The sequence below is a fragment of the Variovorax sp. Root473 genome (assembly GCF_001426505.1).
Classification (GTDB): Bacteria; Pseudomonadota; Gammaproteobacteria; order Burkholderiales; family Burkholderiaceae_C; genus Variovorax.
This window is the reverse complement of sequence record NZ_LMEV01000020.1, coordinates 41175-55082: the sequence shown is the minus strand read 5'-3', so window position 1 is coordinate 55082 and position 13908 is coordinate 41175. Positions and strand designations below refer to the sequence as shown.

11 protein-coding genes are annotated in these 13908 nt (G+C 69.3%); all 11 read right to left on the bottom strand.

Translation table 11 applies throughout. From position 1 onward, the window contains the following. Window positions 1–73 precede the first annotated feature (73 nt). The 11 genes from ASD34_RS25040 to ASD34_RS24990 all read right to left on the bottom strand — a co-directional run bounded on the left by ASD34_RS25040 (window position 74) and on the right by ASD34_RS24990 (window position 13791). Complete coding sequence (locus tag ASD34_RS25040; RefSeq protein WP_056583640.1) at window positions 74–3790, bottom strand: molybdopterin cofactor-binding domain-containing protein; 3717 nt, start codon at window positions 3788–3790, stop codon at window positions 74–76. After that, window positions 3787–4299: a (2Fe-2S)-binding protein gene (locus tag ASD34_RS25035; protein WP_056584664.1), complete on the bottom strand. Its 513-nt coding sequence runs from the start codon at window positions 4297–4299 to the stop codon at window positions 3787–3789. Before ASD34_RS25035 ends, ASD34_RS25040 begins: the two co-directional genes overlap by 4 nt. Before the next feature lie 118 nt (window positions 4300–4417). Continuing rightward, window positions 4418–5143: a bifunctional nicotinamidase/pyrazinamidase gene (gene pncA, locus ASD34_RS25030; protein WP_056583638.1), complete on the bottom strand. Its 726-nt coding sequence runs from the start codon at window positions 5141–5143 to the stop codon at window positions 4418–4420. 34 nt (window positions 5144–5177) lie between these two features. Next, window positions 5178–5912 carry an ABC transporter ATP-binding protein gene (locus ASD34_RS25025; RefSeq protein ID WP_056583636.1) on the bottom strand — a complete coding sequence of 245 codons (735 nt, stop codon included), beginning with the start codon at window positions 5910–5912 and terminating at the stop codon, window positions 5178–5180. Continuing rightward, window positions 5909–6700 (bottom strand): ABC transporter ATP-binding protein, encoded by a 792-nt coding sequence (locus ASD34_RS25020; protein ID WP_056583634.1) that lies wholly within the window; start codon window positions 6698–6700, stop codon window positions 5909–5911. Before ASD34_RS25020 ends, ASD34_RS25025 begins: the two co-directional genes overlap by 4 nt. Then, window positions 6697–8622, bottom strand: a complete 1926-nt coding sequence (locus ASD34_RS25015; protein WP_056583632.1) for an ABC transporter permease — start codon at window positions 8620–8622, stop codon at window positions 6697–6699. Before ASD34_RS25015 ends, ASD34_RS25020 begins: the two co-directional genes overlap by 4 nt. Window positions 8623–8704: 82 nt before the next feature. Then, window positions 8705–9910 (bottom strand): ABC transporter substrate-binding protein, encoded by a 1206-nt coding sequence (locus ASD34_RS25010; protein WP_056583630.1) that lies wholly within the window; start codon window positions 9908–9910, stop codon window positions 8705–8707. Window positions 9911–9978: 68 nt separating this feature from the next. Beyond that, on the bottom strand, window positions 9979–10563 hold the full coding sequence (locus tag ASD34_RS25005; RefSeq protein WP_056583627.1) for an amino acid synthesis family protein: 585 nt from the start codon (window positions 10561–10563) through the stop codon (window positions 9979–9981). Window positions 10564–10601: 38 nt separating this feature from the next. After that, on the bottom strand, window positions 10602–11243 hold the full coding sequence (locus ASD34_RS25000; protein ID WP_056583623.1) for an amino acid synthesis family protein: 642 nt from the start codon (window positions 11241–11243) through the stop codon (window positions 10602–10604). 21 nt (window positions 11244–11264) lie between these two features. Then, complete coding sequence (locus ASD34_RS24995; RefSeq protein ID WP_056583619.1) at window positions 11265–12167, bottom strand: UPF0280 family protein; 903 nt, start codon at window positions 12165–12167, stop codon at window positions 11265–11267. A 4-nt stretch (window positions 12168–12171) separates the two neighbouring features. After that, window positions 12172–13791 carry a hypothetical protein gene (locus ASD34_RS24990; RefSeq protein ID WP_056583613.1) on the bottom strand — a complete coding sequence of 540 codons (1620 nt, stop codon included), beginning with the start codon at window positions 13789–13791 and terminating at the stop codon, window positions 12172–12174. Window positions 13792–13908: the final 117 nt, after the last annotated feature.

Sequence of the window (13908 nt, the reverse complement as noted above, 5' to 3'; positions counted from 1 at the left end):
TATCTCCGTGGATAAGGTTTGCGTGCCATCGTAGCCGCGGCCCAGTGACCACGGCTGCCACGCCTGCCGCGGGTCAGTGGCCCGTCGTGGCCCGCACGCGGGCCACGTCGGCGGGCAGGGTCGGCCAGGCCGCTTCCTGCGGTGCGAAGCGGGCACGCATGTAGCCGGCGAGGTCGGCGATCTGGCGGTCGTCGAGCGCGTCGCGGAACGCGGGCATGAAGCCAATGTCGCGGTGCGCGGGCGCACGCACGCCGTCGAGGATGGTGCGCAGCAGGTTGTCGGGCCGCGCGCTCGTGAGGCTGCTGTTGAGTGCCAGCGGCGTGTTCACGCCCAGCAGCGTGGGGCCGTCGCCGTCGTGGTGGCACGAGGCGCAGGCGCTGTCGAACATGCGCTGCGCGGGGCCGAGCAGTTGGCCCTGCGTGCGCGCGGCGTTGTCGATGGCCTGTTGCGCAAGCGCCTGCGGTTGTGCAACAGGCTCGGGGTTGAACGACCCGAGGTAGACGGCCATCGCGCGCACGTCCGCGTCGGGCACCTGCGCGAGTTCGCGCACCACCTCGGCCATCGGACCGCCGGCGATGCCGTGGCGCGGCGAGTGGCCGTGGCGCAGGTAGCGGTAGAGCGCGTCGGCGTCCCACGGCACGGCAGCCTTCGACAGCTGCGTGAGCGCGGGCGCTTCCCAGCCATCGACCATCGCGCCCGAGAGGAACGCGCCGCCGCCCTGCTCCGCGCCGAGCGCGTTGCGCGGCGTGTGGCAGGCGCCGCAATGGCCCAGGCCGTTGACAAGGTAGGCGCCGCGGTTCCACTCGGCGCTCTGCGTGGGCACGGGCTGCAGCGGCGCGGGGTCGTGGAACAGCGCGTTCCATCCGGCCATCAGCGGGCGCAGGCTGAACGGGAACTTCAGCTCGGACTTGGGCGTTTCCGCGCGCACGGCCGGCATCGACATGAAGTACGCATACAGCGCCTGCAGGTCGTCGTCGCTGGTCTTCGCGAAGGCGGTGTAGGGGAACGCGGGGTACAAGTGGTGGCCGTCGCGCGAGATGCCCTCGCGCATCGCGCGCTGGAAGGCGCTGAACGACCAGCGGCCCAGGCCCGTCTCTGCATCGGGCGTGAGGTTGGTGGTGTAGAGCGTGCCGAAGGGCGTGTCCATGGCGCGGCCACCGGCATTGGGTGCGCCGCCGGGCGCGGTGTGGCACACGGCGCAGTCGCCGAGCGCAGCGAGCACGCGGCCGCGTTCGATGGTGGACTCGCTGTAGACCGGCGCGCTGAGCGACACGGGCGCGATGGCCGAGCGCCAGCCGAGCAGGCCGGCGATGACGCCGAGGCCGCCGATGAAGAGCGCGGCGCCAGTGGCCCACAGGCCCTTGCGACGCGGCCACAGGGCGTTGCTCACGCCTGCGCTCGAGGCCGGTGGTGAAGAGGGGCCGGCGGCATCGCCCTGCACTGGCGGCGGTGGCAGCGAACCCCGATTCAACTCCGCCAGCACCGTCTCCGGCGTGAACGGCGGCGAGCGGAAGCGCACGCCTGTCGCATCGAAGATTGCATTCGCGATCGCCGCCGTCCCCGGCACCGACGACGACTCGCCCGCCCCCAGCGATGGCTCGCCCGGGCGCGGCATGTGCATCACCTCGATCACCGGTACGTCGCGGAAATTGATGATCGGGTAGCTGCCCCACTCGCGGCTCGCGACCACGCCCGAAGGCAACACGCCCGGCAACTGCGCGCCGCCCGGGGCTTCGCCTGGCTGCTGCGGCGCGAACTGCACCTGCTCCTTCAGCGCGCGGCTCGTGGTCTGGATCACGTTGCCGTGCACCTGGTGCTCGACGCCGGCGGGGTTGACGAGCAAGCCCGCGTCGTGCCCCACCACCACGCGGCGCACATGCACCTCGCCGGTCTTTCGATTCACCTCCACGTCGGCCACCCACGCGGCCCATGCGGCGCCGAAGCCCGGCCACTTGCTGTGGATGTAGCGCGCGTATGCAAAGCCCTGGCCGAAGAGGATGTCGCCGCCCTCGCCGAGCCCGCCGTCGGCGTTCTCCTGCGGCCCGGTGCGCATGCGCCAGCCGGCCTTCTGCGCGGTGGCCTGCACGAGCTCGACCGCGCGCGGGTCGTCCAGGTGCCGCAGGCGGAACTGCACCGGGTCGACACCGGCCGCTGTCGCCAGCTCGTCGATGTACGACTCGTGCGCGAACGAACTCGGCAGCGCCGACACGCCGCGCAGCCACGAGGCGCGCACGATCGGCGCCATGTCGTTGACCTTCACGCGCAGGTTGTCGTAGCTGTACGGCGGGCGCGCGGTGCGGTCGCCCATCTCGTAGGCCTGCGCCACGGGCTCGACCGTGCGCGTGAGCAGCAGTGCCAGCGTGGGCGCGCCGTTCGACGGATACGAAGTCTCGAAGTCGTAGGCGGCGACGCGGCCATCGGCCATGAGCCCGCCGTCGATCTCCATGAGCTGCGCCGCGCCCTTGGGTTCCCAGGCGTGCTCCTGCTCGCGCGAGAGCTGCACGCGCACCGGCGCACCCACGGCGCGCGCGAGCAGCGCGGCATCGGCCGCGACGTCGTCGGCGCCGTTGCGGCCGTAGCAGCCCGCGGCTTCCATGCGCACCACGTCGACCTGCACGTCGTCCACGCCCATGAGCTTCGCGAGATCGGCGCGCAGGACGTGTGGGTTCTGCGAGCCGGTCCAGCAGCGCAGCTGCAGGCCGCTGCCGTCGGCAGGCTGCCACTCGGCCAGCGCGCACGACGGGCCGATGGACGCATGCATCTGGTACGGCCACACGTAGGTGCGCGGCATCGGCTGCGCGGCACCCGCGAGGCCGCCATCGACATCGCCCTCGTTCACCAGCAGGCGCTGTGTCGAGGGGTTGTCGCGCAGGGCCTGCGCTACGTTGCTCAGATCGGGCATGCCGGGCCAGGGCTTCCAGGTCACGCGCAGTTCGCGCATCGCCTGCTCGGCGTGTTCCTCGCGTTCGGCGACGATGCCGACGAAGTCGCGCAGCACCACCACGGCGCGGATGCCGGGGATGTGCGCGATCGACGATTCGTCGACCGATTCGAGCGTGTTGCCGATGAAGTCGCCGTGGTCCGCGCCCGCATAAGGCGGGCGCACCACGCGGCCGTGCAGCATGCCGGGCACGCGCATGTCGTGCACGAAGACGAGATCGCCCGCGAGCTTGGCGGGGATGTCCACACGCGCCTGGCGCGTGCCGACGAGGCGGTAGTCGGCGGGGTTCTTGGGCACGGCCTGGGGGTCGAGCCGCAGCACGGTGCGCTGACCTGCCACGAGGTCCGCGTAGTTGACGTGGCGGTCCGGCGCCTCGGCCATGCGCACCACGCCGTGGCGCACCTGCAGCGCATCGACGGCCACGCCGAGCCGTTCGGCCGCGCGCGCGAGCAGCCAGGCGCGCGCCTGCGCGGCGGCCAGGCGCAGCGGCTGCGCGTGGATCTGGATCGACGCGCTCGCGATGGTCGCGCCCTGGTTGGGCGCGCGCGCGGTGTCGCCGAGCATCATGCGCACGCAGGGCATGCCGAGGTCGAGCTCTTCGGCCACGATCTGCGCCAGCGCGGTCTGGATGCCGGTGCCCAGATCGACGTGGCCGTTGAGCGCGCAGACGCTGCCGTCGTCCCACAGCGCGAGCAGCACCTCGTCGCCTTCGATGGGGTTACTGGCGATGAAGGCGGGCTGGCCCTTGGCGGGCGGTGGCGGCGGCGGGGCCTCACGCACCACCAGCAGCACGCCGTCAGCGGCCAGAAATTCCGCGCGCGTCTGCGGCAGGTCGGCGCGGCGCGTCATGCGGCGGGGGCGTCCGGCGGGGCCACGCGCAGGCGCACGGCGGCACGCTGCACGGCGTCGAGGATCTCGATGTGCGTGCCGCAGCGGCACAGGTTGCCCGACAGCTCGCTGCGGATGCGCGCCTCGCTCGCGTCGGGGTCGCGCGCCAGCAGCGCGGCGGCCTGCATCACCATGCCGTTGAGGCAGTAGCCGCACTGCGCGGCCTGTGTGTCTTCGAAGGCAGCCTGCACCGGATGCCAGCGTCCGCGCATGCCAAGCCCTTCGAGCGTGGTGATGTGGCGCCCCGCCATCCCATGCGCGGGAATCACGCAGGACCGCGCGGCCACGCCGTCGACATGCACCGTGCACGCGCCGCACTGCCCGAGCCCGCAACCGTACTTGGGCCCGTTGAGCCCGAGGTCGTTGCGCAGCAGGTGCAGCAGCGTGGCTTCGCGCGGCACGCCCGCGAGCGTGTGCGCCCGGCCGTTGACCTGCAGGTGCAGCGGCTCAGCGCCGCAACTGGCCGTCACGGGCACCGGGCCCCAGGCCCGCGAAGGGTGTGGCCCGCGATCGAAAACTTCATGCGTTGTCTCGTCCGTCGTCGTGGTGTGGTGGTGGTTGCTGCCGTCTGCCGCGGCCCCGGCTGCATCAAGCCGCCTGGATATCGCCCGCCTGGATGCGCTTCACGCCCTTGGCCGTCATCTGCTTCCATGCGGCGGCCAGCGAGCCGTTGAGGTCGATGCCGCGCGTGGCGTCTTCGATCACGTAGGCCTCGAAGCCGGCCTTGCGCGCGTCCATCGCGGTCCAGGCCACGCAGAAGTCGGTGGCAAGGCCCGTGACGAACACGGTCTTGATGCCGCGCGCCTTGAGGTAGCCGGCCAGGCCGGTGGCCGTCTTGTGGTCGGCCTCTTCGAAGGCGGAGTAGCTGTCCATGTCCTTGTGGAAGCCCTTGCGGATGATGAGCTGCGCGGTCGGCACCTTCAGCTTCTTGCCGAGCGCGGCGTCGTCCGTGCCCTGCACGCAGTGGTCGGGCCACAGCACCTGCGTGCCGTAGTTGAGCTTGGTCGTCTCGAAGGGCTTCTTGCCCGAGTAGGTGCTGGCGAAGGAGGCGTGGCCCGCCGTGTGCCAGTCCTGCGTGACGACGATGTTCTGGAACGCGGGCGCCAGCGCGTTGATGACCGGGATCACTTCATTGCCGCCCTTCACCGCGAGCGTGCCGCCGTCGAGAAAGCAGTTCTGCACGTCGACCACGATCAGCGCGGCCTTGCCACCGGGCTTGATCTTGCCGGCCGCGAAAGCGGAGAGGCCGAAACTGCCGAGGCTGCCGACGAGCCCCAGGGCAGCGGCGGACTTCAAGACGGTTCTGCGATGCATGGTGTGGACTCCGGTGGTTGAGGAAAGGAAACGGTCAGACGCTGAGGTAGGCCCTGCGCACTTCTTCGTTCGCGGCCAGTTCGGCCATCGTCGCGTGGTAGCGGATCTGCCCCTTCTCGAGCACATAGGCCCGGTCGGAGACCAGCTCGGCGAAGTGCATGTTCTGCTCCGACAGCAGGATGCTCACGCCCTGCGCCTTGAGCTCGAGGATCATGTTGGCCATCTGCTCCACGATGACCGGGGCCACGCCCTCGGAGGGTTCGTCGAGCAGCACGAGGTAGGGGTTGCCCATCAGCGTGCGCGCCACCGTGAGCATCTGCTGCTCGCCGCCGCTCATGCGCCCGCCCGGGCGGTTGGGCATCTCGCCGAGGTTGGGGAACAGCTGGAACAGGCGCTCGGGCGTCCACAGCGGCGCCGCGGTGCCATCGGCCCACTGGCGCGCGGGCTGCTTGCCGACCTCGAGGTTCTCCATCACCGTGAGGTCGGTGAACACGCGCCGGTCTTCGGGCACGAAGCCCAGGCCCAGGCGCGCCGCATGGTGCGGCTCGCTCTTGGAAATGTCGTGGCCCAGGAAGCGCACGGCGCCGCGGCGCTTGCTCAGCATGCCGATCAGCGTCTTGAGCGTGGTCGACTTGCCCGCGCCGTTGCGGCCCATGAGCGCGACGACTTCGCCGCGCCGCACTTCGAGGTCGACGTCGTAAAGAATCTGCGCGGCGCCGTACCAGGCGCACAGCGACTTGGCTTGCAACAACGGTTCATGCGTGCTCATGCGGCAACTCCCAATGCGGCGGCCTTTTCGGCGATCTTCTCGAAGGTCTTGCCACTGCCGAAGTACACCTCCTGCACCTTCGGGTGGTCGCGGATTTCGAGCGGCTTGCCCTGCGCGATGAGGCGCCCGCGCGCGAGCACGATCATGCGGTCGGCATACGCGAACACCACGTCCATGCTGTGCTCGGTGAAGAGCACGGCCATGCCGCGCTGGATGACGAGGTCCTTGGTGAGCGCCATGAGCGAGTTGCGTTCCTTGGGCGCCATGCCGGCGGTGGGCTCGTCCATGAGCAGCAGCTTGGGCGAGTTGGCCATGGCGATGGCGAGCTCGACGCGCTTCACGTCGCCGTAGGCCAGCACGCTGCAGGGCCGGTCGGCCTGCGCCTTCATGCCAACCTGATCGAGCAGCGCCAGCGCCTCGTCGCGCTTGTGGTCCGCCGCGCGGCGCCACATCGAGAACAGCTGGTGGTCGTGCGAGAGCAGCGCCATCTGCACGTTCTCGACCACGGTGAGCGAGGCGAAGGTCTCGGCGATCTGGAAGGTGCGGCCCACGCCCTTGCGCCAGATCTCGCGCGGCTTGCGGCCCACGAGCTCGTGGCCGTCGAGCGTGATCGAACCCTGGTCGGCCTTGAGCTGGCCGTTCACCATGTTGAAGGTGGTCGACTTGCCGGCGCCGTTGGGGCCGATGAGCGCGAGCAGTTCGCCCGCGGGCAGTTCGAAGCTGATGCCGTCCACGGCCTTCACGCCGCCAAAGGACTTGCCCAGGTTGTCTACTTTGAGAAGGCTCATGCCTTCACCTCCTTGAGCTTGGCGTCTGCTTCATCATGCTTCGGTGCGCGCCACCGGTCGACGAGCTGCTTGATCGACCCGGCAATGCCCTGCGGGAACAGCAGCACCAGGATCAGGATGATGGCGCCGAGCATCGCGCGCCAGTAGTCGGTGTTGCGCGCCACCGTGTCGTGCAGCCAGGTGAAGGTGACGGCGCCGACCACCGGTCCCGCAAGCGTCTGGATGCCGCCCAGCAGCACCATCACGAGGCCGTCGACCGACTTGCCGACCGACAGGCTCTCGGGCGAGATGCTGCCCTTCGAGAATGCATAGAGCGCACCGGCCAGGCCCGCCACGGTGCCGGCGATGACGAAGGCCGCCCACTGCATGCGCTTGACGTCGATGCCGATGGCATCGGCGCGCAGCACCGAGTCGCGGCCCGCGCGCAGCGCATAGCCGAAGGGCGAAAACAGCACGCGGCGCAGCCACCACACGCCCGCGCCCACGAGCACCAGCGTGAGCCAGTAGTAGACCTGCTTGTCCGACAGCCACTCCGAAGGCCACACGCCGGTCAGGCCGTTGCTGCCGCCCGTGAAGCTGTCCCACTGGTAGGTGATGGCCCAGGTGATCTGCGCAAAGGCCAGCGTGAGCATCGCGAGGTACACGCCCGACAGGCGCACCGCGAACCAGCCGTAGACGAAGGCGCCGAGCGCGGCCACCAGCGGCGCGACGACCAGCGCCAGCTCCATCGGCAGGTGCAGCGCGCGCACCAGCAGCGCCGCGCCGTAGGCACCGAGGCCGAAGTACGCGGCGTGGCCGAAGGAGTGCATGCCGGCCGGCCCCATGATGAAGTGCAGGCTGGTCGCGAACAGCGCGGCGATCAGCAGGTCGATCATCAGCACCGTGGTGTAGGGCGAACCGGCCGTGAGCAGCGGCAGCGCGGCGAGCACCAGCGCGAGCCCGGCGGCGGCCACGATGTAGGCGGTGCTCGGGCGGCGCAACGGCTCTTCCTGCATGCCGACGTAGCGGCTCGGTGCCTGCGGCCGGCCGAACAGGCCCCACGGACGCCACACCAGCACGATGGCCATCACGAGGAAGTCGACCATCAGCGTGAGCTTGGAGAACGACACGTCGATGCCGAAGATCTGCACCACGCCCAGCCAGATGCACACGGCCTTGATCTCCGCGATGAGCAGCGCCGCCACGTAGGCGCCGGGCAGCGAGCCCATGCCGCCGACCACCACGACGACGAAGGCGGCGCCGATGGTGTTCAGGTCCATTTCGAGCGTGGCGGGTTCGCGCGGCAGTTGCAGCGCACCGCCCAGGCCGGCGAGCAGTGCGCCGAGCGCGAACACCGCGGTGAAGAGCCACGCCTGGTTGACGCCCAGCGCGCTGACCATCTCTCGGTCTTGCGTGGCGGCGCGCACCAGCGTGCCGAAGCGCGTGCGCGTGAGCAGCAGCCAGACGAGGCCGAGCACCAGCGGGCCGACGACGATCAGGAACAGGTCGTAGGAAGGAAACTGGCGGCCGAGGATTTCGACCGAGCCCTTCAGGCCCGGCGCGCGCGGGCCGAGCAGCTCGTCAGGCCCCCAGAGCCACAGCACCGCGTCCTTGATGACCAGCACCAGCGCGAAGGTGGCCAGCAGCTGGAACAGCTCGGGCGCCTTGTAGATGCGGCGCAGCAGCAGCACCTCGATGAGCGCGCCCAGCACACCCACCGCGAGCGCGGCGATCAGCAGCGCGGGCCAGAAGCCCACGCTCGGGCCGAGCTTCTCGACCAGCGTGTACGCGACATAGATGCCCACCATGAAGAACGACCCATGGGCGAAGTTGACGATGCGCGTCACGCCGAAGATCAACGACAAGCCGGCCGCCACGAGGAACAGCGAAGACGCGCCGGCCAACCCGTTGAGCAACTGAACAACGAAGCCTGAAAAGCTCATAAGGACCCTGAGGAAACTGGAGACACCGCGCCCTGCCCCGCTCGATCGGCGGCGGCAGGCGCGTTGCAGGAGTCGCGCGGGATCAGTCCGCGGGACGCATCTTCTTCACTTCGTCATCCGTCGGCTGGAACTTGGCGCCGTCGAGGTACACGTAGTCGACCATCACGCCCTTGCCGCCGTCGTTCTTGGTCTTGCCGACGTACGCGCCCATGGTGGACTGGTTGTCCTGCGCGCGGTAGCTGATCTTGCCGAAGGGCGTGTCGACCTGCAGGCCCTTGAAGGCCGCGACCAGCTTCTCGGTGTCGGTGCCGCCGGCCTTCTTCACGCCGGCCGCGATCGAGTAGATGGCGCTGTAGCCCACCACCGAACCCAGGCGCGGGTAGTCCTTGAACTTGGCCTGGTAAGCGTCGTTGAAGGCCTTGTGCTCCGCCGTCTTCACGCCGTACCAGGGGTAGCCGGTGACGATCCAGCCGTTGGGTGCCTCGTCCTTCAGCGGATCGAGGTACTCGGGCTCGCCGGTCAGCACGCTCACGACTTCACGGTCCTTGAAGAGGCCACGCGTGTTGCCTTCGCGCACGAACTTGGAGAGGTCGGCGCCGAACAGCACGTTGAAGATCGCGTCGGGCTTGGCATCAGCCAGCGCTTGCGCCACGCTGCCTGCATCGACCTTGCCCAGCGGCGGGGCCTGCTCGGCGACGAATTCGACGTCGGGCTGCACGGCCTTCAGCAAGGTCTTGAAGGTGGCGACCGACGACTGGCCGTATTCGTAGTTGGGGTACACGATGGCCCAGCGCTTCTTCTTGAGCTTGGCCGCCTCGGGCACCAGCATCGCGACCTGCATGTAGGTCGAGGGACGCAGGCGGTAGGTGTACTTGTTGCCGTTGCTCCAGACGATCTTGTCGGTCAGCGGCTCGGCGGCGAGGTAGAAGAATTTCTTCTGCTTGGCGAAGTCGGTGAGCGCCAGGCCCGTGTTCGACAGGAAGGCGCCGGCCAGCACGTCGACCTTCTCGCGCGAGATGAGTTCTTCGGCCACGCGCACGGCGTCGCCGGGGTTGGCGTTGTCGTCGCGGCTGATGAGTTCGAGCTTCTTGCCGTTGACGCCGCCCTTGGCGTTGATCTCGTCGACCGCGAGTTCCATGCCCTTCTTGTAGGGCTCGAGGAAGGCGGGTTGCGCCTTGTAGCTGTTGATTTCACCGATCTTGATCACGCCCTGCGCATGCGCGGGGACCAGGGCCGAAGCCAGCGTGACGACGGAAGCGGCGCAGAAAACATGGCGCAAAGGATTCATCGGGAAGCTCCTTGGTTTCGAACAACAATAAAAACGCGATACGGTGACGATGCGAAGACAGCGCGCGCTCAGCGCAGACCGTCTTCACCCTTGATCTCGCCGACTTGCAGGCCGCCGATGCGCGGCAGCGGGCGGCCGCTGTCGGTGACGGCAACCGCCACCACGATCTCGTTGGCGCGCGGCGCATCGGCCACGCGGGCCTCGATGGCGTCGAAGTGGCTGCGCACGAAGGCCGCATCCTTGTGACCGAGCGGCACGTCGATGGCGGTGCCCAGCGTGCCCTGCTTCTTGGCCGAAGGCACGAGCGCGGCGCCCTTCTCGACCGCCACGCGCAACGGCGCGCCCAACTTGGGATGCAGGATGGCGGCGGCATGCTCCAGTTCGCCGCGCTCGCCGACGATGGCGGCCTTGCCGTAGCTCTGCGCCTGGCCGGGCTCGATGCCCAGCGCCTTCACGGCCTTCTGACCGAGCAGCGCACCGAGCTCTTCGCCGATGGCAATGAGTTCGTCGAGGTTCTCGCTGTAGCGTCCGGCGTAGGGGTTCTCGATCACGGCGATGGCGACGGCGCGGCGCGTGGGCGGCGTGACGTCCTGGCCCATTTCCTTGCGGGTTTCGTCCACCTGGATGACGAGCTTGCGGATGTTGGCGGTCATGTCTGTGTGTTCCTTGTCTTGTCTCTTGTCTTGTGCGGTCAGCGCAGGCCGTCCCACTTGCTGATGTCCTTGGCGAGCAATCCACCGACGCGCGCATGCACGCGGTAGCCCGTGCTCATCGCGAGGATGAAGACGATCTCGTCGGCCATCGGCGCGCCGGGCACGCGCACCTCGATGGCGTCGAACTGGCCGCGCACGTAGCTGGCGTTGATGTTGGTGAGCGGCACGTCGAGCGCGGCACCGGGCGGGCCGACCTTCTTGGTCGAGGGCACGATCGACAGCGCGTTGCCGGGCTGGCCGGTTTTCTCTTCGGCCTTGCCCGCGGTGTAGGCCGCGCGGCTGCCCTTCCAGCCGAGCAGCTCGCGCATCGCGTAGCCGCCGGGCACATGCCACAGCGCGCCGTGCTCCAGCTCGCCGTCGGCACCGACGATGGCGCCCTTGCCGTAGGTGGCGATCTGCTCGAGCGGCACGTCCATGGCGGCGTGCAGCTGGTGCGCCATGTCGACGCCGACCGGGTCGAGCAACGCCATCATCGGCAGGATGTCGGGCTCGTAGCGGCCCGCGAAGGGATTGGTCAGCACCGCGCCGATGGCACCGCGCACCAGCGGTGTCTGGGCGCGCGGCCCGAACTCGTGGTGGATGTGCTCGACATGGGTGAAGACGCGACGGATTTCGATCATGAAAAGGGACCTTGCTTTTCGTTAAGCAAATACTGAACCAACTGCTTCGGGCAGCCGGGCGTCCAGCGACTTCGAGCATAAGGGTTCCACCAGCCGCCACTGCCCCTGGCAAACGAGCAGAACGGCCCACACCAGCCCCCTTTTCTGCAGCGCGTGGGCGCAGGCCGCGCCCGTATCGAGTGCATGGTGCACCTGCGCGGGCGCCAGCGGCGGCACGTCGACAGTGACGAAGGTGTCGCCGAGGTCGCTGTCGTCCTTGCATTCGCTGGCGGGCTTGCGCTGGATGGCGGCGTCGTCGACATCGACGGCGTTGGCGATCACGGTGGCGGCGGCGTCGGCCTGCGCCGCGGTGGCGGCCAGCACCGTCACGCTGTCGGCGATGCCCAGCGAGAAGCTGCGCCCGCGCCAGCCGCTGGTGGCAACGCCCCGCACCGGCTGGTCGGCACGCAGCTCGAACTGGCCGTCGGTGGTGAGCACGGCGCTGTCGCGCCAGTCGAAGCGCGCGAGGTCCGCGAACACGCCCACGCGCGCCGAGTGGCCGGGCGCGAGGTGCAGCGCGATGTCGCCGCCGTTGTTGATCCATGCGCGCTCGATGCCGGGCCGGTCGTAGAAGGCGATGAGTTCCTGCGCCACGCTGCCCGCCACGGCCGCCATGGGCGTGATGAACAACGGCGAAAACGCATCGCAGGCCTCCCACATGCGCTGCGCGACCACGCCACGCGGGCGCTGGCGTGCGGCCACGGGCAGGCGCAGCTGCGGCAGCTCGCGCACGAGTTCGTCCAGCACATGGCCGAAGCGCGCCCAGGCCGCGTCATGCGCGGCCGCGACGGCGTACGGGTCGCCGTGCGCCTCGGCCACGATGTCGATCGGGCCGTGGTTGAAATGCCAGCGGCTCGCGTCGAGCGCCGTGCGTTGGGCGGACATTTTTTCAGCCCAGCATCGGCGCATGGCCGAGCGGCCACGGATTCGCATCGTCGACGACGAGCCATTGCCGCGCCAGCGGTGCGCCGTCTTCCTGCCACGCACCGCGCGCGAGCGCCTGCTCCAGCGGGAAGACGTGCTCCATGTGTCCGCCGAGCATCTCGTAGTCGGCCAGCCGCATGCTGAACTCGATGGGCGCGACGATGGCCGGCGTGGGCACCGTGCCGAAGCTGTTGTCGGGCATGCGCATGACGTCGGCCATCACGGTGATGCCGCCGCCGGGCCACACATAGGCCGGCGCGCCGCCGCAGGTGACGTTGACCAGCGCGCGCTTGATGGCGCGCGTGAGCAGCACCGGGTTCTCGGTGACGCCTGCGCGCAGGCTGCCGCCGGCGCCACCGAGGAACAGCACGGTGCACAGCGAGGGCTCGCAGTTCTCGCCGATGCGATCGACGATGCGGCGCACCTCGGACGGCATCTCTTGCTCGATGGGCTTCAGTGCGTCATCGAGCACGTACCACTGCGCGTGCTCGCCGGTGGTCGAGGTCATGAGCAGGCGCAGGCCGGGGCGGGCCACGCCTTCCTCCCAGCCTTCGATGATCGCGAGCGGATCGGCGATGTCGGTGCCGCCCCAGCCGTTGCCGGGGTTCGCCACCTGGAAGTAGCGCCCCGGCGTGGACTTGCGCCCCAGCATCTGGATGCCCGAGGGCGCCATGTCGAGGCAGCGGCCGGCCTGGTGCTCGGTGAGCACGCCGGTGATGTGGTCGTCGACCACCACCACCTCGTCGGCCACGCCGGCGAACTGGCGCGCGAAGATGCCCACGGCCGCCGAGCCGCAGCCCACGCGCATGCGTTGTTCTTCCACGCCGTTGACGATGGGCGCCTTGCCAGCCTGGATGACGAGGCTGGCGCCGCCGTCGATGGTGCACTCGACCGCCTGCTTGTTGCCCAGCAGCTGCATCAGCTCGGCCGTCATGCGCCCCTCTTTCTTGCTGCCGCCGGTGAGGTGGTGCACGCCGCCCAGCGACAGCATCTGCGAGCCGTACTCGGCCGTCGTGACATGGCCCACGACCTCGCCCTTGTAGCGCACGTTGGCCTGCTCGGCGCCCAGGAAGCGGTCGGTGTCGATCTTCACCTTGAAACTGCAGTAGCTGAAGATGCCTTCGGTGACGACGGTGACCATGTCGACGCCCTGGGCCTTGGAGGCCACGATGAAGGGCGCGGGCTTGTAGTCCGGATACGTGGTGGACGAGCCCACGCCGGTGACGAAGACCTCGTCGGCATGCAGCAGGTCGCCGTTCCAGTCGGGCGTTGCGTCGGCCTCGGCCACTTCGGCGCCGGGGCGATCGAAGGACACGAGCGCCGGTTGTTCGCTGGCGAGCATACGGCGCAGCAGCACCACCGGATCGACGCGCACCAGCACGCCCTGGCGATTGGCGTAGCGGTCGCAGGCGCCGGTGCGGCCGTCGGAGATCTGGCACAGCACGGGGCAGGCGTTGCACTCGACCTTGGCGGTGCTCATCTTCTCGTTGCGCGGCGGCGCCTTGCCGAAGGCGGTGCTGCCGGCCTGCGCAACCAGCGGCATGTCGATGCCGGGCAATCCGTCTGTCTTGGTGTGTTCAGTCATCGGGGCGATCTCGTGGTGGGGTGCTGTCGGAGCGGGTCTTCAGGCTCCGGGGTTTGCAACAAACGTGCCGTGCAGGTGCTTGTGCGGCGGCTGTCGTTTGTGTAGCATCCCCTACAC